Below are 22584 nucleotides of genomic sequence, written 5' to 3' on the forward strand. Positions count from 1 at the left end.
GTAAAGCGGTCACCGGCAGCCGGCGCGGCGGCGATCTGCACCGTCCAACCGTTGTAGGAGATGTTGCCACCAGCGACATAGGCCTGGTTGGCTACCAAGGTGTTGCCGGTCGCAGTGTCGCGAATGTCGTAGGTACCCGCCGCCGTGAAGACGATGTCCACCTTCTTGGCCGCAGCCCCACCCAGCGCGGAGAGCGAGGCGGTAATGGTGGTAATCGTACCGGTACCGGTATTGTTCGGGTCGCCCGCGCTGACGACATGCGCGGTATCACCAGTCGTACTGATCGGTGCGGCGGCGGCAATTTCTGCCGTGTCGGTGATGCCGACGGTCATATTGTCGGCAAAGCCGCGGGTGGGCTGGATGGTAAAGCGGTCACCCGGATTTATCGTGCCGCTGTTGATGCGGAACTGCATGCCGTCGACCTGTACCGGCGGGTTGGCCCAGGCGGCGGCGTTGATGTTGAACACCGCACCATCGTCCTTGCGCACTACGCGATAATCCGGGCCGTCATAGATGAACTCGTAGTCGCTGGCCGTCAGCTGGTTGGTATTCGAGATCGAAACCTGCAGATTGGCGTTACCGGTATTCTTGGCGTTCGGAATGATGTTGGACGCGGCAGGCAGGAAGCTGACGCCGTAGTTCCTTCCGTTTGCGATATTGGCACTCAGCTGGAAACGAACGCCAAAAGCTACAAAGCCGGGGGGCGTGGTCATGGCACCGCTGGCCAGCGATACCGTGGCGGTCTGGCCGTCAGTCAGCCGGGTAATGGTGTAGTTGGTACCGGTGGCATCCAGCGCGACATTGAAATCGCTCTTGATAAAAGGCTGGGTATTGGTCAGCTGCGCCGTCAGGTTCGTGCCGGCAACACCGCCCAGGTTGTACTGGGCATTGGTATTCTCGACCGGGAACTGAAAGAAGTTGCCGCCGTAGTTGCCATTGAGGTCCTGACCCTTGCGATGCTGGTCGTTCACGGTCTGCGCCAGCGTGATCGCGACGCGGCCGAGTGAATTCTGTGCCACATCGAGCACATTCTTGCGGAAGTCCAGTACGCCGCCGAGCGAACCGCCTGTGAGCATCTCTGAGGGAATGACCGCCGTGGTACCGAACTGCTGGTAGGCCACGTCCAGCCGACCCGGGTCGTCCGCGGCCTGTACGGCGCCCAGCGTAAAGGCATTCTTGCCCACCACCAGATTCTGACCGTTGCCGATAAAGATGTTGTAGCTGCCGTCCGACTGCTTGATGACCGTGCTCTTGACGTACTTGTTCAGGTCCGTGACCAGTTGATCTCGCTGGTCCAGCAAGTCGTTGGGCGGGTTACCACCACCGGCGCCGGTGGCCAGGATGATCTGATCGTTCAGATTGGCGATCTGGCCGGTGATCGAATTGATATTGTTAACCGTGGCCTTGATCTCGGTGTTGACGTCGTCACGAAGCGTCTGCATCCGGTCGTTGACCGTGTTGAGCTTGGTGATCATGGACTGCGCCAGGCCCAGCAGCGCCTGCCGGGCAGGCACGTTCTGCGGGTTGTTGGCCACCGTCTGCACGCCGGTGAAGAAGTCCTGCAGCGAGGGCGAGAAGCCGGCCGAAGGGTCAGCCAGCAGGTTATCCAGGTCCGACAGATGCGACTGCAGGTTGCTGAGGTAGCCATCCTGTGCGGTCGCAGTCTGCACCTGGCGAGCCATGAACTCGTTGTAGATACGGGTAATGGTATCGACTTCGACGCCACGCCCCTGAAAGCCCCCACCCGTGGGGAACGGCGTGACCGCACTCTGCACGATCTGCTGGCGGTTGTAGCCGGGAGTATTGGCGTTGGCGATGTTGTGGCCGGTCGTGGTCAGGCCGATCTGTGCCGCCTTCAGACCCGATACCGCAATGCCGTAGATACTGTTACCCATGATGTTCCATCCTCACCGCACAGGGCGGCTTTGATTTCTTGCTGTCTGTTGCTCAGCTCATCGCGCGGTAGGCGCGCAGAGCGGGATGTTCGGCCACCCGGGCCAGCTTCTTGGCGTAGGCCGGGTCAGTGGCGTAACCACCTTCCTGCAACTCATTGGCGAAGGTCTTCGCGTCGCTGCCGGCCTGGGCAGCATCGCCGTAGCGCTTGCTCAAGAGGCGGGCATAGTCGGCGAAGGCATCGGCATAGCTGTCGTAGGCGCGGAATTTCTCGACCCGCTTCTGGGCAACACCATCCACATACTCGGTAGTGGTGATGTCGGCGGTCTTGCCAGTCCAGTCTCGGCCGGCCTTGATGCCGAACAGGTTGTAGGTGTTGTTGCCGGCACTGTCGGTAATGGGCTTCTTGCCCCAGCCACTTTCCAACGCGGCATGGGCCAGCATCAGGTGGGGCGAGAGGCCCAGCGATTGCGCAGCGCCCACGGCGGCCTGGCCCAAGGTACTGACGAAGTCGCTGGCCGAGCCTTCTGCCTTGCTTGCGGCAGCAGATGGCGTGGCAGCACCCGCGGAGGTGCCGGTCCTGGCTGCCTTCAGGTCGAAGGTATCGCGCGACGGACGATGCAGCGGCACCTGCAGGCTGGCAGGGTTGTTCATGCGCTCGACCTGGGCGGCGATCACATCCGCCAGGCCCAGTCCCTTGCCGCTGGTAATGGTCTGAGAGAGCTGCTGGTCATACATTGAGCGGAACATGCCTACGGAGTTGCTTTCCAGCTCGTCGAACTTGGGCGTCGCCTCCCGCATGGACTTCATGACCATGTCGAGAAACATCTTCTCGAACTGGCCAGCCACTTCGCGTGCCGCACCCTTGGGGTCGCGGGCAGCGCGCGAGCGCAGGTCGCCCACGGCCTGCGCGTCGATCGCGAGGCGGGCGTTCAGGCTGGCATTGCTGGTAGCGGAAGAAGTTTGCATGGTGTACTCGGGCTGCCGATCAATCTCGGACAATCCAAAGCACGTTACATGCCAACAATCAAGCTATTGATTTATAAGTAAAATACAAGAAAATCTTCAGCCTACGCCTCAGCAGCGGCAAGGCAGGCGGCAAAAATCTCCGCCGCCGCTACGGGCAACAAAAAAGGGTGCCGCAGCACCCTTTTTCCATATCGCGATTCGCGATCAAATCACTTCCAACTCGGCCTGCAAGGCACCGGCCGACTTCATGGCCTGCAAGATCGCCAGCAGGTCTTGCGGCGTAGCACCTATCTGGTTGAGGGCGCGCACCACCTCATTGAGCGAGGCACTCTTGGGAACGGCGGTCACGCCGCCCTTCTCCGCCTTGATATCCACGGTCGCATTTTGCACCGGCTTGGTCTTGCCGCCGGAAAGTGCATTAGGCTGGCTGACCTCGTTCTTGGCCGAGATCGTGACCGTCAGGTTGCCGTGTGAAATGGCGCAGGGCTCCAGCGTTACTGCCTTGTTCATGACCACCGAGCCGGTACGGGCGTTGATGATGACCTTGGCTGTGACATCCGACGGCGTAACCGTCAGGTTCTCCAGCTTGGCCATGAAACTCACGCGCGCGTCCGGGTCCTGCGGTGCCTTGACCTGAATGGTACGGGCATCCAAAGCGCGCGCCGTGGTCGCGCCCATGCCGGTGTTCACCGCCTGGGCAACCTTGCTGGCGGTACTGAAATCGGCATCATTGAGCGAGAGGGTGATGAAATCGCCCTGCCCCACCCCACCCGGCACTTCACGCTCCACCGTAGCCCCATTGGGAATGCGCCCTACCGCAAGCTGGTTGACCGTGGTACTGGAACCCGCCGCCGAAGCCCCGGCACCGGCCACCACCAGATTGCCCTGGGCCACCGCGTAAATTTGGCCGTCTGCCCCCTTGAGCGGACTCATCAGCAAGGTGCCGCCACGCAGGCTCTTCGCATTGCCGATGGAGGAGACAGTGACGTCTATGTTCTGCCCCGGCCGCGAAAAAGCGGGCAAGGAGGCGGTCACCGTCACTGCTGCGACGTTCTTAAGCTGCAGATTGGTACCCGGCGGCATATTCACACCGAGCTGGGTCAGCATATTGACCACGCTCTGCACCGTGAATGGCGTCTGGGTAGTCTGGTCGCCACTACCATCAAGGCCGACAACCAGCCCATAACCGATCAACTGGTTGCTACGCACCCCGCCGATACTGGCCAATTCCTTGATTTTTTGGGCGTAAACCGCACCACTACCGGAGATCAGGAGCACACAGGCGATCAGTCGGGCGGTGCGGGATAAGGTCATTGCTTAGAACGGTAGGAAGCTGAAGAAGAAGTTTTGTAGCCAGCCCGCCTTATCGGCGGCCGCCACGGTGCCGGAACCCATTTCTTCGATGCGGGCCTCGGCTACCTTTGTCGAGGATACCACATTGCCTGCCTGTATATCGCTGGGGTTCACGATGCCCGAGACCCGCAAGTAGCTGATTTCGCCACGGATATTGACCTGCTTCTCACCACCGACCACGAGGTTACCATTGGGCAGCATGTCCATCACCTGGGCGGTGATCGCGCCATTGAAGCTGTTGGTCGAGGTGGTGGTGCCGCTGCCGTCGTGCTTGTTGTCCGAGGTGATATTCATATTGATACCACCGAGGAGCTTGCTGAGCGTGCCCGAGGTACCTGCCGCAACGCTGCCAGAGTTAGTGGTCTTGCGTTCGGCGGTGTTGCCCGACTTGGCCGAGGCGTTGACCTGCTCCTGGATCTGGATGGTGATGTTGTCGCCGATATGCCGCGCCATGCGGTCCTCGAAGAGGAGCCGTGCATTGGCCATCTGGTAGATCGAGCCGTTGGCGACCACCTCTGGGCGCTGCGCCGAGGGCCGGATGCTGGTGGGCGCAGTAACGATGGTACGCGGCACGCTGGTGGCACAGGCGCTGAGCAGTGCGGCGATCAGGCCAGTTACGAGCAGTCGGGACATGGTGGGCTCCAGGGCGTCTAGGTTCGCGTCGGTCTTACAGCTGCGTGAGCTTCTGCAGCATCTGGTCCGAGGTCTGGATGGACCGGGAGTTGATCTCGTAGGCCCGTTGCGCCTGGATCATATTGATCAGTTCTTCGGTGATGTTGACGTTGGAGGTTTCCACGTACTGCTGGTTGAGCACACCCAGGCTGTTCTGGCCCGGCGTGCCGACCTGCGGTGCCCCGGAGGCCGAGGTCTCGAGGTAGAGGTTCTCGCCCACGCTCTTCAGCCCTTCCGGGTTGATAAAGGTGGCAAGCTGGATATTGCCGATCTGGGTGGCCTGAGTCTGGCCAGACTGCAGGGCGGTCACGATGCCGTCGCGGCTCACGCCGAACTGGATGGCGCCCTGCGGCACAGTGATGTTGCCAGAGAGCGGATAGCCCTCGGAAGTAACAATCACGCCCTGGTTGTTCAGGTGGAAGGCACCGTCGCGGGTATAGCCGATGGTGCCGTCTGGCAGGTCAACCTGGAAGAAGCCCTGACCATTGATCGCCAGATCATAGGGATTGTCGGTGAGCTGCAGATTGCCCTGGGTGTGGATGCGCTCGGTCGCCACCGGCTTCACACCGGTGCCGAGCTGCAAGCCAGTCGGCAGCTGGGTCTGCTGGCTGGTAGTGCCACCCGGCTGGCGCAGGGTCTGGTACAGCAGATCCTCGAACACCGCGCGGCTCCGCTTGAAGCCATTGGTATTGACGTTGGCGAGGTTGTTGGACACGACGTCGATGTTCATCTGCATCGCGTCCATGCCGGTCTTGGCGATCCAAAGCGAGCGCATCATGGCGGCAATCCTTTCCGTTTATTCCTGTCGTTGTCTATGCGCTGCTATATCAGCTGAGCGTCATCACTTGCGCGGCAGCGCGGGCATTCTGGTCTGCCGTTTGCAACATCCGTACCTGCAGATCGTAGTTGCGCTGGTAATCGATCATTTTCACCAACTGATCCACCGCGCTGACATTGCTGGCCTCCAGCATGCCGTTGCTCATCTGCACGTTCGCGTCCACCTGGGCCGGCGTGCCGTCACGCAAGCGGAAAAGGCCGTCGTTACCCCGGTCAAGCTGTCGCTCGTCCGGCTTCACCAGCTTGATCCGGCCGATCTCGTTGCGCTGGGCTGGATCGTTGAGCGGGGAGGCACTGATGGTGCCGTCCTTGCCAAAGGTCAGTACGCTGTTCTCGGGCACCGTGATCGGCCCCGCATCGCCCAGCACCGGGTAGCCGGCACGGGTCTTCAACAGGCCGTTCTCGTCGATCTGCAAGCTGCCGTTACGGGTGTAGGCCTCGCCATTGCCGGTCTGCACCGCAAACATGCCCTCGGTAGTGACGGCAATGTCCAGCTCGCGGCCGGTGGTCTGCAGCGTGCCGGGGGTGAAGTCCGACCCCAGCGTCTGTTCGAGCGTAAAGGTCCGGGTGGCGTAGCCGGTACCACCCACGGCCTGCACGGCGCGTGAGGCAGCCAGCTCCTGCTTGAAGCCTGGCGTGGTGGCGTTGGCCAGGTTGTTGGCAACGGTGGCCTGTTGCAGGGCAGCATGCTTTGCCCCGGTCATGGCCACGTAGATAAGCCGATCCATTTGCTATCCCTCTGTACGGGTCGCGGTTATGCGTCGAACAGATATAAGCAGCAAGTGTGCCAGCCTTAAAAGGCATGCAAAAACCGGCCATTGCGGGGCAATGGTCGGTTCTGGCGGGGGCTTGGCGGCAAGATTCGCCGCCGGCGGCAAGACTTAGCGGAGGTTGACCAGGGTCTGCAGTACCGAGTCCTGCGTCTTGATGGTCTGCGCGTTGGCCTGGTAGCTGCGCTGCGCGGTGATCATGTCCACCAGTTCCTTGGTCAGGTCGATGTTGGAGTCTTCGACCGCACCGGATTGCAGGGTACCGAAGTCACTGGTGCCTGGCGTTCCCTGACGGGCCTGGTTGGAGGCGAAGGTCTCCGCCCAGCGGTTGTCACCCAGGGGCTGCAGGCCTTGCGGGTTGGCAAAATTATAGAGCGTGATCTGGCCGATGGTCCGGTTCTGGCCATTGGAATAACGGCCCAGGATGATGCCGTCCTTGCCAATGCTGAGGCCGGTGATATTGCCATCCGCATAGCCGTCCTGATTCAACTCGTTGACCCCGAACTGGTTGCCGAACTGGGTCGTCCCAGTGAAATAGGTCGTGAAGGCCAGCGGGGTCTGCGCACCGCTGGGCGATGGGATCGGCGAGGTGTAGGCCAACTGGCTACCACCATTCATCTTGCCGGCGGCGTCGAAGGTGATGTAGCCGGGCTGGGTGACTGGGGTCGCCCCGTCAAAACTGGTCTGCACCTCCCAGGCATTCACGCCCACCTTGGTAAAGTACGCCGTCAGGGTGTGGCCAATGCCTTGCGAATCGTAAACCGTGGCCGAGGTCGAATGGGTGTAGGTCGTCGGATCGGAAGGAATCACACTAGGCGTGCTGCGGACCTCGATAGGTGCAGAAGTAAAAGCCGCCGCCTTCTGCGTGATGCCCTGCAGACTGATATTGAAATTGGTACCGCCGGCAGCACCGGTAATCGCAATAGGCGAACCAGTCACCAGCAAGCCCGCGTTATTGAAGCTGACCGCAGTCGGCGCCGGCACGATGGGGAAGGCGGCACCATCGACCGCAAGGGTGGGCGTCCAGGTATTCGCCGCCGCCTTGGTCAAGGTGATATCAACCGTGTGGGGGGCGCCCGTGCTGTCCAGATAGGTACCCGAATAGGTATGGGTTGCACCAACAGGATCAGCTGCATCCAGATTGGAATTGGCAATCGACATAGTCAGGTTCTGAGCCGCGGTGTCGTTGACGTTGATCGTCCCCGGTACCGTAGGCGTCGCTACCTCGGTCGCGCCTGAGAAGTTCACATTGACGTTGAACGGTGTTGTTCCATAGGCCGGGGCCGGGGAAGACAGGTTGTAGCTGACCGCAGCCGGGGAGCCCGACTGCAACTGCCCAGATGCGTTGAAAACCAACGGATTGGCAGCCGGAGTAAACGTACCGGTGTTATCCAGATCGGTAGCCACGCTCCAGGTATTCGCCGCCACCTTGGTCAAACGGACATCCATGTCATGGAAGCGACCAGCTGAGTCCGTTACACGCAACTGGTAATTCACTTGCGTGTTATTGGGCGCCGCATTGTTCAGTTGCAGACCATTGACCGACACCGTGCTGGTACCACGGTTGACAACGGGACTACGCGCATCAAAGTTCATGCCCAAAGTCAGGCCGGCGTTGGCCAACGATGAACCACCGGTTGCCTGCGCACCAATATTGGAGGTCTTGATCTGCAACGCAGAGGGTGTTGCACCGGTGATCAGTTGGTTGGTAGAGGGATTTACACCAAAGCCCGCCAGCTTCTGGCCGTTGTTGACGATGTAACCATCGCGGTCCAGCTGGAACTGACCGTTACGGGCGTAACTGTAGGAGCCAGCCGGGTCGATCATGCGGAAGAAGCCGTTGCCCTGGATGGCAATGTCGAGCGGATTGCTGGTGCTCGTGATATTGCCCTGGGCAAACTGCTGGGCCACGTTCGAGGTGCGGCCGCCGATACCCACCTGCACATTGGTGCTGGCCAGGGTGTTGGCGTACACGTCGGCAAATTCCGCGCGCGAGCCCTTGAAGCCGACAGTGTTGGCGTTGGCAACGTTGTTGCCAACCACGTCGAGGAACTTGGATGCGGAATTCAGACCGCTCAGACCCTGTTGGAAACCCATTTTAATTCTCCTACCGAATATGGCCGTAACTGGATGCGATGGATGAGTTGCGACAGGGTGCTTACATGATGCTGCTTATCTTGCTGTAGGGCAGGACCCGGCCGTCGGAGAGGCTCAGGTTGACCGTGCCATTGTCGAGCGCGACGCTCTTGACGCCCACATAGGTGTAGGTCGGCAAAACCTTGCCGGCACCGGTAGGCTGGTCAGCCGTGGCAGAGATGTAGTACTTGCCGGCTGGCAAAGTATTGCCGCTGGCATCCTTGCCGTCCCAGCTCACCGACTGGCGGCCAGCCTTCTGGTCGCCCAGGCTGATCTCGTCGACCTTCTGATTGTTGGCGTTGTAGATGGTGACCGTCACACGTGCGCCACCGTCCGGCACATCCAATTCACCAGTGACCTCGGTCTTGCCGTCGAACTGCATGGTGTCGCCTTCGGCCAGCACCTGCTTGCCGATCAGCGCGGCAGCCTGGTAGGACTGGCCGGCGTTGAAGGTGGTCATCATGCTGGTGATGGAGGCATTGAGGTTCTCGATGCCGGTGACAGTGCTCATCTGCGCCATCTGGCTAGTACTCTGGGCGTTGTCCACCGGGTTCATCGGATCCTGGTTCTGCAGCTGCGTGATCAGGAGCTTGAGGAAACGGTCTTGCGTCTCCTGTGACTTGCTCTTGGTATCCCGCGCCTGATTGAGGCTCTCGAACAGGTCCGCACTGCTCTTGACGTTGCTAACCGAGCTCATCTCATCTCACCTCAATCAAGCCTGGCCCAGCTGCAGCGTGCGCTGCAGCAGGGTCTTGGCGGTATTCATCATGTCCGCATTGGTCTGGTAGGAGCGCGAGGCGGAGATCATATTGGTCATCTCCTCCACCACGTTCACATTGGGCATGGCGATATAGCCGTTACCGTCCGCCAGCGGATTCTTGGGGTCGTACACCAGCCGGGGCGGCGCCTGATCCTCGGACACTGCCGCCACCTGCACGCCCACCGCCTGCGGCTGGTTGGCGTTCAGCTGGGTGGCGGCAAACACCACCTGTTTCGCGCGATAGGGCTGCCCGGTCGAGCTGGTCGCGCTCTCGGCGTTGGCCATATTGCTGGCGGTCGCGTTGAGGCGGATCGACTGCGCGGTCATGGCCGAGCCGGCAATATCAAATACGCGGAACAATGACATGGTGTGACTCCCGTTTCCCGGTTACTACGGCTTATTGCGATTGCAGCGCGGCACGCATGCCTTCAATGCGCTTTTGCATGAAGGTCAGGCTGGCCTGATAACGGATGGCGTTATCGGTAAAGTTGCTCATCTCGATATTCATATCCACCGTGTTGCCATCGATGGAGGGCTGCACATCGTTCCGGTACAACAAGTCGGCCTCTAGGGCGCCGCCGGTCTTGGCAGACAAGTGTCGGTCGTCTGTCCGTGCCAGGCTCATGCCTTGCTTGATCCCCTTTTGCGCATCCAGTGCCTTGCCAAATGCCTCGCCGAAATCGAAATCACGCGCCTTGTAGCCGGGCGTGTCCGCGTTCGCGATATTGCTGGCGATCACTTCCTGACGGGTGGCCCTGAGTTTCAGGGCGGCTTCGTTGGAAGCGAAGTAGTTGTTGAGACTGGAGAGCATGGTGTTCTCGCTGGCGATTTTTCTGTTGTACTGGTCCTGTCGAGACAGACCAAAGCACAGGTTGTGCCAGTCTTAGCAGAGGCTGATAGATCAAGCCCGGTACCCTTCACAGTCCAAAGTAGGACGAGACAGGCGGCAAGCTTTGCCGCCCAGAAAAAAGCCACCGGCAAGGCGGTGGCTGATCGGGACTGACAAGGTCAGGCGGGCTGGGCGGCGGCTTTCACACTCTGGTAGGTGCGTTCCGCATACTTCAGCCACTTGCGCTTCTTCCAGCGCCGGTACATGAGCAGGCCACGCAGCCATTCGTCGAGCGCGAAGGCGATCCAGACCCCAACCAGACCCAGGCCCAGGACGGTACCGAGCAGCCAGGCTCCGAAGGCCATCACCCCCCACATGGACACGGCACCGATCATCACCGGGTAGCGGGCATCGCCAGTGGCGCGTAGCGCATTGATGACGATCAGATTGAAGACCCGCCCCGGCTCCAGGACGATACCGATGAACATCAACGTCACCCCCATCGAGATAATTTCCTCGTTATGGGTGAACCAGCCCAACAGCCAACGAGAAGCAATGGCCACGAGCAGCACAACGACAATGGCCGCCGCAAAACCAACCCGCAGACTGCGCAGCAGCTGCCGATAGACCTCGTCGAACTCCCCCGCCCCCACCAGATGGCCGATCATGATCTCGGTCGCAAGGCCTATTGCCACGCTGCAGAGTACGACGATCCATACGAGTTGCATGGCGTAGGACTGGGTCGCCAGCGCGGTATCGCCCATGCGCGCGGTAAAAGCCGTCACGGTCATGAAGGCCAGGTACCAATTGACCTGCTCGCCGGCCGCCGGCAGGCCGATGTGCAGGATGCGCGCCAGCCGCTCGCGCGAGAAATTGAAGAAGTCGCGCGCCCTAACCTTGAGGTGGGTGCGGTACTCCAGTAGCGCCCACATCACGAGGCAGGCCACCAGCCGGCTGAAGATGGTGGCCAAGGCCACGCCGACCACGCCCATCTTGGGCGCACCGAACCAGCCAAACAGCAGGATGCAGTTGCCCAACAGGTTCAGCACGTTCTGGCCCAGCGTCACCAGCATGGGGTCGCGGGTGTGGCCATGGGCGCGCAGCACGGCCGAGATAGCCAGATTCATGGCCTCCAGGAACAAGGTACCGCCCATCAATGCCAGGAAAGGTACGGCGTACTCAAGCAGGTGATCGGACAGCTGCATCAGCCGCAGCATGGGCTCGGCCAGAAAGTAGACCGCGATACTGATGATCAAGCCGAACCAGCTATTCACCCCGATGGCGGTCGAGGCAATCTGGTCCGCCCCTTCCCTGTCGCCACCACCCAGATGATGGGTGACCACCACGCTGGTACCGATGCCGATAAAGCCGAACAAGATGACGAACAGCACCACAATCTGGTTGGCCGTCCCCAGCGCCGCGACCGCGTCGTCCGAGATATGGCTGATCATGAAGGTGCCCATCATGCCGGTTGTAAGATGCAGCAACTGCTCGATGAAGATGGGCCAGGCGAGCGAAAGCAGGCGCTGTTTGGGGGCTGGAGATGGAGCGGACATGCGGGACTTTCGGCTAGGAGGCAGTGTAACCGTAGGTCATGAAAACGATTTCATGACAGACCGTATTATGGACCAAAATCGCTACGCTGGGCGCAACCGCCCGGCGTGCCCAAAAGGAAACAGGCCGGTACTTGCGTACCGGCCTGCCGTGACCCGACCACTGCGCAGACTTACTTCGACAGCAGTTTGCTGATATCTCTCGCCTCCCAGTGCGGGAAGTATTTGCGCACCAGGGCATTGAGTTCCAGTTCGAAGGCCCGCAAACGGGCCAGTTCATCCAACTGGGCATTGTCGCCAGCATCCGCTACTGCGGCACCTTCAATCATGCCGGCACCGGCCGTGGCATTGCTGAGCCGGTCGATGATAATCAGGCTGCCGGTACCGCGGCATTCACGGTAGGCATCGAAGGCAACCGGCGCGTTGACGCTGATACGGCACAGACCAATCTCGTTGAGCGCCAGTTGCTCTGCCTCGGAGCTCGCCAGGCTGTTGACGTCCACGCGGTGCAATATGCGTTGCACCTTGCCGAACACCTGCTTGCCAGCCAGCTTGAAGGCGTACTCCTTGCCCACCATCAACGGCTGTTCATTCATCCAGACGATGTGGGCTTCAAAGCTGGTCGAGACATTGGGCCTGGTCTCGTTGACGCGGACCAACATATCGCCGCGCGAGACGTCGATCTCGTCCTCCAGGGTCAGCGTGATGGCCTGACCGGCGTGGGCCGAATACAGCTCGCCCTCGTAGGTCACGATAGCCTTGACCCGACTTTGCTTACCCGAAGGCAGGGCCACCACGGCGTCACCCGGCTGGATGCGCCCTGCGGCAATGGTGCCGCAGAAGCCGCGGAAATCCAGATTGGGGCGGTTGACGTATTGCACCGGCAGGCGGAAGGCGTCGAGATGCACGTCGCCTTCCACTTCGATGGACTCAAGCAGGTGCATCAGAGTCGGGCCCTGGTACCACGTAGCCTGCGTGGAAGCGTTGACCACATTGTCACCACGCAACGCCGAGATGGGCACGAAGCGGATATCGGCTATCCCCAGTTGCTCGGCAAAGGCCAGGTATTCAGCCTGGATGCGCTCGAACACCGCCTGATCGAAGTCCACCAGGTCCATCTTGTTGACCGCCACGATCACATGCTTGATGCCCAGGAGGCTGACGATAAAGCTGTGACGACGCGTCTGGGTCTGCACACCATGGCGGGCGTCGATCAGGATGATGGCCAGGTTGCTGGTGGAGGCGCCGGTTGCCATATTGCGGGTGTACTGCTCATGACCCGGGCAATCGGCAATGATGAACTTGCGCTTGTCGGTACTGAAGTAGCGGTAGGCCACATCGATGGTGATGCCCTGCTCCCGCTCCGCCTGCAGGCCGTCGACCAGCAAGGCGAGGTCGATCTCGTCCTCGGTAGTGTTGTACTTCTGCGAGTCCCGCTGGATGGCAGCCAGCTGATCTTCAAAGATCAGCTTGGAGTCGTGCAACAGGCGGCCGATCAGGGTCGACTTGCCATCATCCACGTTGCCGCAGGTGATAAAGCGCAGCATGTCCTTGTTCTCATGCTGCTTGAGGTAGGCCAGGATGTCGCTGGCGATCAGGTCAGATTGGTGCGACATCAGAAATACCCTTCCATTTTCTTCTTTTCCATAGACCCGCTCGAATCGTGGTCGATCACCCGCCCCTGCCGCTCGCTGGTGGTGGTCAGCAGCATTTCCTGAATGATTTCGGGCAGGGTTGCGGCGGTGGACTCCACCGCCCCGGTCAGCGGATAGCAGCCCAAGGTACGGAAGCGTACCGACTTGGTGGCGATGCTGGCTTTCTGCTCAGGGGTGAGGTACTGCAGGATACGGTCGTCGTCGATCATGACCAGGGTGCCATTCAGGTTCACCACTGGCCGCTCGGCCGAGAAATACAGCGGTACGATCTCGATGTTCTCGAGGAAGATGTATTGCCAGATATCGAGCTCGGTCCAATTCGACAGCGGAAAGACACGAATGCTCTCGCCCTTGTCGATACGCGAGTTGTAGATGTTCCAGAGTTCGGGCCGCTGGTTCTTGGGGTCCCAGCGGTGGTTGCGATCACGGAAGGAATAGACCCGCTCTTTGGCGCGGCTCTTTTCCTCATCGCGACGGGCACCGCCAAAAGCCGCATCGAAGCCGTACTTGTCCAACGCCTGCTTGAGGCCCTGGGTCTTCATTACGTCGGTATGCTTGGCACTACCGGCGGTAAAGGGGTTGATGCCGGCTTTGACACCCTCTTCGTTCACATGGGTGATCAGCTTCCAGCCTTCGGCTGCCTGTTTCTCCCTGAGCTTGTACATATCCTGGAACTTCCAGGTGGTATCCACATGCATAAGCGGAAACGGGGGCTTGCCGGGCGCAAAAGCCTTCTTGGCCAAATGCAGCATCACGGCGGAATCCTTGCCGATGGAGTAGAGCATCACCGGGTTGTCGAATTCGGCCGCCACCTCCCGGATGATGTGGATGGATTCGGCCTCCAGCTGCTTCAAATGAGTCAGCCGTGCGTCGGAAATCGAGGTCATACGCTGGTATCGCTTTTGTCGGGGAGCAACCGGCAAGCCGGCTTCTTGGAGCTTATGTTTTACCAGAAGGTTGTGGCGATCCGAAAAACCGAATTGGCATAAGGTTATCCAGGCACGTATCGGCCGTTCGGCAAGCAGGCCGCCAAAGGGTAAAATCCATACTTGACCCAAACAGCCGGCCACCATGCTCAGCTACCGCCACGCCTTCCACGCCGGCAACCATGCCGACGTACTCAAGCACTATGTGCTTGCCAGCCTGATCGACTACCTGAACCAGAAGGACAAGCCCTACTGGTATATCGATACCCACGCCGGCGCCGGCTGCTACCAGCTCGACGCCGGCTACGCGGCCAAGAATGCCGAATACACCGGAGGTATAGCCCGGCTGTGGGACCGCAAGGATCTGCCTGCTGCCCTGGCCAGCTATGTGGAACAGGTGAAAGCGATGAACGCCGACGGCGCCATGCGCCTCTACCCCGGCTCTCCCCTGGTGGCTCAGCCGCGATTGCGCGCCGAGGACAAGCTGCGCCTGTTTGAGCTACACCCGACCGACTTCCCCTTGCTGGAAGAGAACCTCGCCAGCGCCGGCCGGCAAGCCAAGCTGGTAAAGGGGGACGGTTTTGCCGGTCTGAAGTCGCTGTTGCCGCCCGCCCCTCGGCGCGCCCTAACGCTGATCGACCCACCCTACGAGGAAAAGAAGGACTATCAACGCGTGGTGGATACCTTGGCCGATGGCCTGACCCGCTTTGCCACCGGCGTCTATATGGTCTGGTACCCCCTGCTACAGCGCAGTGAACCGCGCCTGATGATCGAACAGCTCAAGCAGCTGCCGGTAAAGGGCTGGCTGCATGCCAGCCTGACTGTGCACAAGCCGCGTAGCGACGGCTTTGGCATGCACGGCAGCGGGCTATTCATCCTGAACCCGCCCTGGCTGCTGCACGAAGAACTGCAAACCACCCTGCCCTATCTGCGTGACGCCTTGGCACTCGATGCCGGCGCCAGCTACCAGCTCGAGCAGCAGGCCAGTTAGCCTGCCATTCTGCACTCACCACAGCGCAAGCGCCCGACCATGGCCGGGCGCTTTTTCTTTGTGGCTCGCCCCCCCCACAGCGGGAGACGTATGCAAAAAAGCCAGCGGTGTTAACCGCTGGCTGAAAGGACTGCTGCACAGTATCCGGGGGCTTAACTACGCAGCAGCGACAGGACCTGATTGGGCAAGGCATTGGCTTGTGCCAGCATCGCCGTACCCGCTTGTTGAAGAATTTGCGCACGCGTCAGGTTGGCAGTTTCCGCGGCGAAGTCGGTGTCTTGGATACGCGAGCGGGAAGCCGAGAGGTTTTCCGAGGTGACCTGCAGGTTGGTGATGGTCGCCAGAAAGCGGTTCTGCAGGGCACCGAAGGCGGCACGCTGACCGTTCACGGTAGCCAGCGCGCTATCCACGATGCGCAGGGCCTGCGTGGCACCATCCACCGTGCTGATGTCCAGCGTGTTTACCGCCTTCAGGTTCGAGCCCAGGCTGGTACCCGAATTCAGGAACAGACCCGAGGTCGCATTGAGCGTGCTACCCGAGGATGCCACGGTACCGCTCTGGAAGCCCATGCTGCTGGTGGAGATCGAGTAGCTCTTGTCCGAGTCCAGAGTCACTTGGCCACCGATACGCAGTACCGAGCCCGAGGTAGCGGTTGCACCACCTGCAGCACCGCCGGAACCGTTCGCGGTGATGGTAAAGGCCTGGCCCAGCGGCGTGCCACCCAGACCACCGGTCGACAGCGAAATCGTGCCGCACACCGTGCCGTTCTGCGTGGTCGAGACCGATTGCAACATGATGTCGCTGCCATCGTCATTGGTCAGGATGATGCCGTCGGCCGTATCGTTCAGGCGGGCAGTGATGCCGGTCTGCGAGGAGCGATCGTTGAAGGCCTGGACCGCTTCCGAGAGACCGGCGGCCGTACGGCCATCCTTGACCTGGAAGGTTACGTTCACCGGAACCTGGTTTGCACCGGTCACGTTGATCGAGTAGGACAGGCCCGTGGTATTGGCAAACTGGACGTTGGCCTGGTTGCGCGCCGTGGCGCGCACACCGGTGTTGCTAGCATTGATCGCTGCAGCCAGGTCGCGAGCGGTCGAGGCCGAGGTCAGCGTGCTGATCGATGCGCCACCGTTACCGCCGTTGATTGCCAAGCTGCCAGAGGCACCACCGGAACCAGCGATCACGGTACCGCCGCTGGCCAGTTGGCCACCGAAAGTGGTACCGGTGAGGCTGCCGGTCACGGCGTAGGTTGCGAACTGCGTGACGTTCGAGATCTGGTAGGTACCGTAGTTATTGGTACGGAAGTTGGCCGTGGTGGCGGTAATGGTCTGGTTGGCGTTGGCGCCAACCTGATAGATCGCCGCGCCGTAGCTACCGTCGAACAGCTTGAGGCCGTTGAAGTCGGTGGAGACGGCGAAACGATCCAGTTCCGCGGTCAACTGCGACACTTCAGAGTTCAGCGCCTGACGATCTTGCGGCGAGTTGGTCGCGTTGGCCGACTGTACTGCCAGCTCGCGTACCCGTTGCAGCAGATCGCCCATCTGCGACAGTGCGCCTTCACCGACCTGCGCCAGCGAAACGCCGTCGTTGGCGTTGCGGCGGGCTTGGTCCGAACCGCGGATCTGCGTCGTCATACGCTGCGAGATCGCGAGGCCGGCCGCATCGTCGCGCGCCGAGTTGATACGCAGACCCGAAGACAGACGTTGAAGCGACGTCTCGAGACTGCCTTTAGAGGTATCCAGATTCCGTTGCGCGTTGAGCGACGGAATATTGGTGTTGATTACTTGCATGATTGCTCTCCTTCGCCGTGTGCCCTGGGTAGCAGGACGCGGTCAATGACGATCACCGAATGGAAACGTTGGCTTTTCGCTTTTTCATTTCCCCACGGTTGCTACCCATGCCCCCGGGCAACAAACCGACTACACAAGACGCAGAGGTTCGACTAGGTCGATGCTCTGCGCGGGGAGTAAGGTCGCTAATGTGCATCCATACCCCACCCCGCTTCTGCGTCCCGTCCAAGCCCCATCGCACCGGCATGGCGGCGCGTACGGCGAAGCTCCTGTAATCGTTTCGGTCTTAGCATGGTCTTTCCCAACGCTCTGACGGTTTGGACGGAGGACTATAAGCATTAGGTGTGCCAGCTTTTGAAAATGCCAATTTTTCTCTGATTGACACACAAAATAGGCAATGCAAGAGATATACCGGCAACAGACGGCAATAATTTGCCGCCATAGCGGCAAGATATTTCGTCAAAAAAATGAACTACGGCAAAGACTTCCACCGCTTTGCCGGTGACGGCAAAGTGGGGCGGCAAAGGTTTGCCGGTACTTGCCGGCAAACCTATGGCCAACAGACGGCAAAAAGCCGGTCAAGCGACCGGCTTAAAGGAAGAAATGGACGGGTGGACTCAGGATTTGCCGGCTTCGGCCACAGGCAGGAGGGACTTCAGGTCGAATGCGGGTGCTTCATCCGCCGCACCGCGCTCAAGGAAGTGGATAAAGGCCAGCAGTTCAGCCACAGCGCGGTAGAGCTCAGCGGGTATATGGTGATCCAGATCCACCTGCATGAGCAAAGCCACCAACTCTGGTGACTCATGCACGTAGACACCGGCCTCGCGTGCCTTCTCGATGATGGTTTCAGCCAGAACACCACGTCCCTTGGCCACAACCCGAGGGGCGACAGCCCCTTCCCGATAGGCCAGGGCAACCGCTTCAGGTGGAGGGGGTCGACGCAGCTGCTTAGCCAAGGTCTTCCTTCTCCGTGACCAGCGTTACCTGATTGGCACGCAGATCGAGACCAGCCGCCTCCAGTTGCGCCTGCAGCCGCGGCTGGGCGTCACGGATCTTGGCGGCAGTATCACTCTGCTTGACGCGGAAACCGACTTCCAGCCGGCTGCCATCCATCAAACTGATCAGCGCCTCCACGCTACCCAGGTGCGGCAAGGTCAGATGCAGCCGGGTGCGCCAGACCTTAGGTCTATCCGCCTCTTCCCCGCTGCGCCCCTGGCCATCTTCCTCGATCTCCCAGCGCAAGGGCTGGCCAGGCCAGGCCTGGCCCTGCCAAACCACCTGCCGCTGATCAAGCACCTGCAACTGCTGTTGCACCAACTGCCTGGCCGTGGCCGGCATATTATCCAGTTCCTGCGTGTTGCCATCGAGCAGACCGGCACCCAATGCTTGGCTGGCGCGTTCGGATACTTGACGGTCCTTGTCCGCCGGAAGCATCACATCAGACGCCCTCGCCTCCACCGCCGGCCGGGCATTCTTGCCGGGCTCGGCAGCCGTTGCCGGCCGCTGTTGCTCGATCTGCTGGCGCAATAATTCAAACGCCTTGGCCTGCGGCTCGGTCAGCAGCTGCTGCAAGGTACGCTCACCATTGCTCCATTGGGCAAGATGAGACTCATAGAACAGTCCGCTCTCACTCAAGGCCTGTTTGAGGGCATCTGCCAGCTTGACGGTATCGGGCGCGGCGGCAAGGGTAGCCATCAGAGGCTGGGTCAGCACCTGGGTCCGGGTCTGTACGGGGGCTTCCTCGCCGGCAGATTCCGCCAACAGATTGCCAAGAAAGCGTGCGGTCTCGCTTAGGTCCACACTGCTGGAAGTATCAGGTGGTGCTTGCTGAGGCTGCGGCAAAGGCACGTTGCCCGGCTGGCGCTCAAGCAGAAAGGTCAGGCGCGGCGAATTGGCCAGCACCCGCATGTCGAGCTGCTCGCCCTCTTCGGTATTGCGAGGGAGATTGAGGTCCAGCAACTGGTCTTTGACCAGTACCGAATAGCGACCACTGGGCAGCTGCCCGGTCACCTGGGCCCGGACCTGCTCACCGATGGTAAACAGCTGCTGGATTTCCTGCAGGGCATCAACCACCTGCACCAGCGGGATGTCGGCGGTACGGATGTAATTCTGCAGCGAGGCTACCAGTGCGTTGGCGGGAATCATGACCGCCTCCCGGTTCAGGGGCGCTGAGAAGCGCGGTAGAGCGCGACGATCAACTCGGCCTCACCACGGGAAATACCGCAACCGGCCGCAACCGCAGAGGAATCCAGCCCCTGCCGGGCCAGACGAATGGCTTGCGAATAGGCCGTCTCGGCCTCTTCGACCGGCTGGGCTTGTGGACGAGCGGCATCGGCAATACCAGCAAGCTCTCGTCGCACCGCTACCAGCTGATCTTCCAAGGATTCGACACGCTCAAGCAATTGCCGAGCTGCTTGGCGGTCCTGCGCGGCACGGCGCAGCAACACCACCATATAGCCCAGACAACTGGCAAACAGAACCAGGCTTGTCAGCCACTGCCACCCACTGGAAAACCAAGCATTCATGTTCGCTGTCCGACGAAGAAACTATTCAAGCACCATACGCACGGCTGATCTTTTTGCCATTGGCGCGGGTCATGTCGATCTCTTGAAGAATAGTCGAAACTTCGTTCTGCCATGCAAGCAAACGAGTCACCAGCTCCTCGTTGGCTGCTTCGGTCTGCTCGATCAGGCGCTTCAAACTGTCCTGCGTGCTCGCATCCAAGCCACCCACCCCGCTCGCTTGCAGCCTGGCAAAAGCAGCGCGCTGTGCAGGCATGGCTTCCAGCAGACGGTCCCATGACTCTTCACGAGCCAGATGCAGCAGGGCCAAGGTTGCTTCCAGCAGGCTCGCTTGCCCCGCGAGCAGATCTTCAGACTCAGACACGGCCATAGCTCAATGGTTGCCGACCGGACTGAGGCTCGGCCGAAGCACTCGCAGCCGGTTCCGGTTCAGCGGGTTTGTTGATCGATTCCCAAGCGTCCTTCAACTGAGACAACAGCTGCTGCACTTCGTCGATCATCGCAACATCGTTACGGATATTCGCTTCCAGCAGGCGCCGGCTCATGTAGTCATAGAGCGCATCCAGGCTGGCGGCGATCTCACTGCTCTGTTCGGCGGCATCCAGGCTGTTGCGCAGCCCTTCTTCAATGATGGCGATCGCCTTGGAGATGGCCACGCCCTTGGGGCCGATCTCCTTGTTCTGCATGTGCAACTTGGCCATGAACAGCGCCTTGATCGCCCCTTCATACAGCATGCAGATCAATTTGTGGGGCGAGGCATGCTCCACGTCGATTTCGACACTGCTTTGCCCATAGGCATTCAGGGCATTCTTGATATTGGCGGCCACGAGCCATCCATCCTTACTTAAGAACTGCTAGCCCCCGGCAAGGCGGCCAATTGCTGCGAGAGGAAACTACTGGTGTTACGCAAGCTGGAAATGGTTACATCCAACGCGGTGAACTGGGCACGGTAGCGCTTTTCCAGATCATCCATGCGTGTGCTCAACTTGTCCAATTGCTTGGTCAGGTCATCGAGCGAATTGTTCAGCGAATCTTGCCGGCCAGTCAGCGCACCCGTCTTGGCCGTAAGCGTCGAGATAGCATCGTCCAACTGCATGGCAAAGCCACGGTTATACGTAACAGTACCGCGGCTACCGGCAGAGGAGCCGTCGATCAACAGCTTGAGCCCCTGGGCGTCACCCACGCCGGTCAAATACTGCCCGCTGCCCGTGGCCACGGCATTACCGATCGTACCGGCCACATCCTGGCCCGCGACACCGGCATCGCTCGTCGAAAGGCCCAGGGCAGTATTGAGATCGCTGCTGATGGTATTGACCGCCACGCTCGAGGTCGAGCCATAGCGGTTGGACGTAATCGAGAATTTGCCGCTCGTGTTATCGAAACTGACCGAAACGGAAACACCGGCCGCCTTGAGCGCCGCGTCACCATTGATCTTGGACTGCAATTCCAGGGCCAGGTCACCACCGGTGGCATAGTTGTTCGCGGCGAGGGTGATGGTGCCCGAATTGGTACCATCGATCTTGAAGCTCAGGGTATTGGTGGTAGCGGTCAGATCGATATTGGTAGTAGACGAGGCGGCCGCACCAGCAGTCAGGGCACCATGCGTGGCCGCCTGGGTAATACTGATCGCGTACTTGCCCGGCTTGGTCCCACTACCGGAGCTGACATAGCTGACCTGATTGTCCGTGGCGCTGCCGTAGCTGCCAAACAAAGAGGCAACAGACGCCGCATCCTTCTGGATTGCGCTGGAAAAGACGCCCTGGTTAAAGAGCATATTCCCCGTATCTTTTTCGAAGCTTATACCAACATCGTTCAAGCTATCGAACGTACCGCCGGGCACTACGCCATTGAGCACCGAGCGCACCTGGGACTGAATGGTCCGGATCACGCTTTCGCCTTGCAAAGCACCCGCGCTCTTGGTCTTGGCGTCATAGTAAGACACGTCGCTCAAGGTCTTCTGCAGGTCGTTGTAGGCTTTGGCAAAAGCGCTGATGCCCTTGGCGGCGCTGGTCGCGTCACGCCCAAGGGACAGATTCACCGGCGAAGTCGTGGTTTTGAGCAGGTTGAGCGTGATCCCCGACAGGATATTGGAGGGAGTATTGGTCTCGGTCGTAACCGCAATGCCGTCCACATTGAGCTTGGCACTCTGGCCAGCCTGCACCTGGGAAATGTTCTGCCCTGCACCTGCGGCACGGGTCACGTCGTAGGCCAGTTGAGAAAGGCCGGTCGTGTCGGTACTACCACCAGCGTCATCGCTGACGGTAATCCGCATCGAATTGGACTCGCCCGAATCGGTCGAGGACAGGACCAGGCGATAACCAGAGCCATCGTTCACGATGGATGCGGTAACCGGCGCACCGGATGCATTGATCGCATCCTGGATGCCCGCCAGCGTATTGTGCTGGGAATCGATGGTGATCGACACCGAACCCTTGGTCGAGTTGGTGGTGAACTTGGCATCGGTATTGTCGTAGATGCCGCTCGCGTTCGGCGTTGCCGGGGTGCCGTCGAGCTTGGTGATCTTGCCAAAGTCGATGACCAGCTTGCCAGAACCGACGACGGTGTCGGTCGTGGCGAAAGAACCCGTGGTCAGCCGTTGGTTTTGAGCCAGCTGCGATACCGAGATCACATGATTCTGGATCTTGGCGGCAGAAGAGGCAGTGGCAGAGATACTGGCGGAATCGGAGGAGCTGACAACCGGTGTCAGATACTGGGAAGTCGTCTCCAGGGACCGTGCCGCCGCCTGGAACGCCGCCAGGGCACCACTGACCTGGCCCAGCGCCGAAACCTTGGCGGTGATGGCGCTGCCTTTGGTCTGAATCTGCTTCGTGACTGGATCGCGTTCTGCCGCAACCAGCTTGGAAACCAGACCTTCTACGTCGAGCCCAGAGCCCAACCCGGTAGATGTGATCGCCATCTTCCTACCCT

At 60.2% G+C, this 22584-nt stretch carries 21 protein-coding genes; 1 reads left to right on the forward strand and 20 read right to left on the reverse strand.

The genetic code is table 11. The features are described from left to right. The 13 genes from flgK to cysD all read right to left on the reverse strand — a co-directional run. The coding region (gene flgK, locus VIM95_RS11560; RefSeq protein WP_331985787.1) for a flagellar hook-associated protein FlgK at positions 1 to 1895 on the reverse strand (1895 nt) is incomplete at its 3' end. A 52-nt stretch (positions 1896 to 1947) separates the two neighbouring features. Next, positions 1948 to 2862, reverse strand: coding sequence for a flagellar assembly peptidoglycan hydrolase FlgJ (flgJ, locus tag VIM95_RS11565; RefSeq protein ID WP_331985789.1), 915 nt, complete (start codon positions 2860 to 2862; stop codon positions 1948 to 1950). A 204-nt stretch (positions 2863 to 3066) separates the two neighbouring features. Next, on the reverse strand, positions 3067 to 4176 hold the full coding sequence (locus VIM95_RS11570; protein WP_331985791.1) for a flagellar basal body P-ring protein FlgI: 1110 nt from the start codon (positions 4174 to 4176) through the stop codon (positions 3067 to 3069). A gap of 3 nt (positions 4177 to 4179) precedes the next feature. Beyond that, on the reverse strand, positions 4180 to 4848 hold the full coding sequence (locus VIM95_RS11575) for a flagellar basal body L-ring protein FlgH (RefSeq protein ID WP_331985793.1): 669 nt from the start codon (positions 4846 to 4848) through the stop codon (positions 4180 to 4182). 34 nt (positions 4849 to 4882) lie between these two features. Continuing rightward, complete coding sequence (gene flgG / locus VIM95_RS11580) at positions 4883 to 5665, reverse strand: flagellar basal-body rod protein FlgG (RefSeq protein ID WP_331985795.1); 783 nt, start codon at positions 5663 to 5665, stop codon at positions 4883 to 4885. Positions 5666 to 5714: 49 nt separating this feature from the next. Further along, complete coding sequence (gene flgF, locus VIM95_RS11585; RefSeq protein ID WP_331985797.1) at positions 5715 to 6452, reverse strand: flagellar basal-body rod protein FlgF; 738 nt, start codon at positions 6450 to 6452, stop codon at positions 5715 to 5717. 153 nt (positions 6453 to 6605) lie between these two features. Next, positions 6606 to 8591, reverse strand: coding sequence for a flagellar hook protein FlgE (locus tag VIM95_RS11590; RefSeq protein WP_331985799.1), 1986 nt, complete (start codon positions 8589 to 8591; stop codon positions 6606 to 6608). A 61-nt stretch (positions 8592 to 8652) separates the two neighbouring features. Next, complete coding sequence (locus tag VIM95_RS11595) at positions 8653 to 9327, reverse strand: flagellar hook assembly protein FlgD (protein ID WP_331985801.1); 675 nt, start codon at positions 9325 to 9327, stop codon at positions 8653 to 8655. A gap of 15 nt (positions 9328 to 9342) precedes the next feature. Next, a complete protein-coding gene (flgC, locus tag VIM95_RS11600) occupies positions 9343 to 9756 on the reverse strand; it encodes a flagellar basal body rod protein FlgC (RefSeq protein ID WP_331985803.1) in 414 nt (137 codons plus the stop codon). Between the two features lie 31 nt (positions 9757 to 9787). Further along, positions 9788 to 10201: a flagellar basal body rod protein FlgB gene (gene flgB, locus VIM95_RS11605; RefSeq protein WP_331985805.1), complete on the reverse strand. Its 414-nt coding sequence runs from the start codon at positions 10199 to 10201 to the stop codon at positions 9788 to 9790. 197 nt (positions 10202 to 10398) lie between these two features. Next, on the reverse strand, positions 10399 to 11775 hold the full coding sequence (locus VIM95_RS11610; RefSeq protein WP_331985807.1) for an MATE family efflux transporter: 1377 nt from the start codon (positions 11773 to 11775) through the stop codon (positions 10399 to 10401). Between the two features lie 170 nt (positions 11776 to 11945). Beyond that, the gene (gene cysN, locus VIM95_RS11615) at positions 11946 to 13388 is read right to left on the reverse strand and encodes a sulfate adenylyltransferase subunit CysN (protein WP_331985809.1); all 1443 of its coding nucleotides are present in this window, start codon (positions 13386 to 13388) and stop codon (positions 11946 to 11948) included. Beyond that, complete coding sequence (gene cysD / locus VIM95_RS11620; protein WP_331985810.1) at positions 13388 to 14314, reverse strand: sulfate adenylyltransferase subunit CysD; 927 nt, start codon at positions 14312 to 14314, stop codon at positions 13388 to 13390. Before cysD ends, cysN begins: the two co-directional genes overlap by 1 nt. A gap of 184 nt (positions 14315 to 14498) precedes the next feature. On the opposite strand from cysD, the gene VIM95_RS11625 reads away from it, so the two are divergent. After that, positions 14499 to 15344, forward strand: coding sequence for a 23S rRNA (adenine(2030)-N(6))-methyltransferase RlmJ (locus tag VIM95_RS11625; RefSeq protein WP_331985812.1), 846 nt, complete (start codon positions 14499 to 14501; stop codon positions 15342 to 15344). 152 nt (positions 15345 to 15496) lie between these two features. Here VIM95_RS11625 and VIM95_RS11630 read toward each other — a convergent pair whose 3' ends face one another. The 7 genes from VIM95_RS11630 to fliD form a co-directional block, all read right to left on the reverse strand. Beyond that, positions 15497 to 17134 carry a flagellin gene (locus tag VIM95_RS11630; protein WP_331985814.1) on the reverse strand — a complete coding sequence of 546 codons (1638 nt, stop codon included), beginning with the start codon at positions 17132 to 17134 and terminating at the stop codon, positions 15497 to 15499. Between the two features lie 617 nt (positions 17135 to 17751). Then, positions 17752 to 18090 carry an EscU/YscU/HrcU family type III secretion system export apparatus switch protein gene (locus VIM95_RS11635; RefSeq protein ID WP_331985816.1) on the reverse strand — a complete coding sequence of 113 codons (339 nt, stop codon included), beginning with the start codon at positions 18088 to 18090 and terminating at the stop codon, positions 17752 to 17754. Continuing rightward, positions 18083 to 19279 (reverse strand): flagellar hook-length control protein FliK, encoded by a 1197-nt coding sequence (locus tag VIM95_RS11640; protein WP_331985818.1) that lies wholly within the window; start codon positions 19277 to 19279, stop codon positions 18083 to 18085. The genes VIM95_RS11635 and VIM95_RS11640 overlap by 8 nt, the downstream gene beginning before the upstream one ends. 14 nt (positions 19280 to 19293) lie before the next feature. Further along, the gene (locus tag VIM95_RS11645) at positions 19294 to 19659 is read right to left on the reverse strand and encodes a DUF2802 domain-containing protein (RefSeq protein WP_331985820.1); all 366 of its coding nucleotides are present in this window, start codon (positions 19657 to 19659) and stop codon (positions 19294 to 19296) included. A 25-nt stretch (positions 19660 to 19684) separates the two neighbouring features. After that, the gene (locus VIM95_RS11650; RefSeq protein ID WP_331985822.1) at positions 19685 to 20020 is read right to left on the reverse strand and encodes a hypothetical protein; all 336 of its coding nucleotides are present in this window, start codon (positions 20018 to 20020) and stop codon (positions 19685 to 19687) included. Next, positions 20013 to 20483: a flagellar export chaperone FliS gene (gene fliS, locus VIM95_RS11655; protein ID WP_331985824.1), complete on the reverse strand. Its 471-nt coding sequence runs from the start codon at positions 20481 to 20483 to the stop codon at positions 20013 to 20015. Before fliS ends, VIM95_RS11650 begins: the two co-directional genes overlap by 8 nt. Before the next feature lie 17 nt (positions 20484 to 20500). Further along, positions 20501 to 22573 carry a flagellar filament capping protein FliD gene (gene fliD, locus VIM95_RS11660; protein ID WP_331985826.1) on the reverse strand — a complete coding sequence of 691 codons (2073 nt, stop codon included), beginning with the start codon at positions 22571 to 22573 and terminating at the stop codon, positions 20501 to 20503. Between the last annotated feature and the right edge of the window lie 11 nt (positions 22574 to 22584).

Source organism: Chitinimonas sp., from assembly GCF_036568685.1.
In the GTDB taxonomy this organism is placed as follows: domain Bacteria; phylum Pseudomonadota; class Gammaproteobacteria; order Burkholderiales; family Chitinimonadaceae; genus Chitinimonas.

What these genes read in the sequence shown, in the direction of transcription:
- flgJ (WP_331985789.1), bottom strand. Translation starts at nt 2,862, where the DNA reads ATGCAAACTTCTTCCGCTACCAGCAATGCCAGCCTGAACGCCCGCCTC.
- VIM95_RS11570 (WP_331985791.1), bottom strand. Translation starts at nt 4,176, where the DNA reads ATGACCTTATCCCGCACCGCCCGACTGATCGCCTGTGTGCTCCTGATC.
- VIM95_RS11575 (WP_331985793.1), bottom strand. Translation starts at nt 4,848, where the DNA reads ATGTCCCGACTGCTCGTAACTGGCCTGATCGCCGCACTGCTCAGCGCC.
- flgG (WP_331985795.1), bottom strand. Translation starts at nt 5,665, where the DNA reads ATGATGCGCTCGCTTTGGATCGCCAAGACCGGCATGGACGCGATGCAG.
- flgF (WP_331985797.1), bottom strand. Translation starts at nt 6,452, where the DNA reads ATGGATCGGCTTATCTACGTGGCCATGACCGGGGCAAAGCATGCTGCC.
- VIM95_RS11590 (WP_331985799.1), bottom strand. Translation starts at nt 8,591, where the DNA reads ATGGGTTTCCAACAGGGTCTGAGCGGTCTGAATTCCGCATCCAAGTTC.
- VIM95_RS11595 (WP_331985801.1), bottom strand. Translation starts at nt 9,327, where the DNA reads ATGAGCTCGGTTAGCAACGTCAAGAGCAGTGCGGACCTGTTCGAGAGC.
- flgC (WP_331985803.1), bottom strand. Translation starts at nt 9,756, where the DNA reads ATGTCATTGTTCCGCGTATTTGATATTGCCGGCTCGGCCATGACCGCG.
- flgB (WP_331985805.1), bottom strand. Translation starts at nt 10,201, where the DNA reads ATGCTCTCCAGTCTCAACAACTACTTCGCTTCCAACGAAGCCGCCCTG.
- VIM95_RS11610 (WP_331985807.1), bottom strand. Translation starts at nt 11,775, where the DNA reads ATGTCCGCTCCATCTCCAGCCCCCAAACAGCGCCTGCTTTCGCTCGCC.
- cysN (WP_331985809.1), bottom strand. Translation starts at nt 13,388, where the DNA reads ATGTCGCACCAATCTGACCTGATCGCCAGCGACATCCTGGCCTACCTC.
- cysD (WP_331985810.1), bottom strand. Translation starts at nt 14,314, where the DNA reads ATGACCTCGATTTCCGACGCACGGCTGACTCATTTGAAGCAGCTGGAG.
- VIM95_RS11625 (WP_331985812.1), top strand. Translation starts at nt 14,499, where the DNA reads ATGCTCAGCTACCGCCACGCCTTCCACGCCGGCAACCATGCCGACGTA.
- VIM95_RS11630 (WP_331985814.1), bottom strand. Translation starts at nt 17,134, where the DNA reads ATGCAAGTAATCAACACCAATATTCCGTCGCTCAACGCGCAACGGAAT.
- VIM95_RS11640 (WP_331985818.1), bottom strand. Translation starts at nt 19,279, where the DNA reads ATGATTCCCGCCAACGCACTGGTAGCCTCGCTGCAGAATTACATCCGT.
- VIM95_RS11645 (WP_331985820.1), bottom strand. Translation starts at nt 19,659, where the DNA reads ATGAATGCTTGGTTTTCCAGTGGGTGGCAGTGGCTGACAAGCCTGGTT.
- fliD (WP_331985826.1), bottom strand. Translation starts at nt 22,573, where the DNA reads ATGGCGATCACATCTACCGGGTTGGGCTCTGGGCTCGACGTAGAAGGT.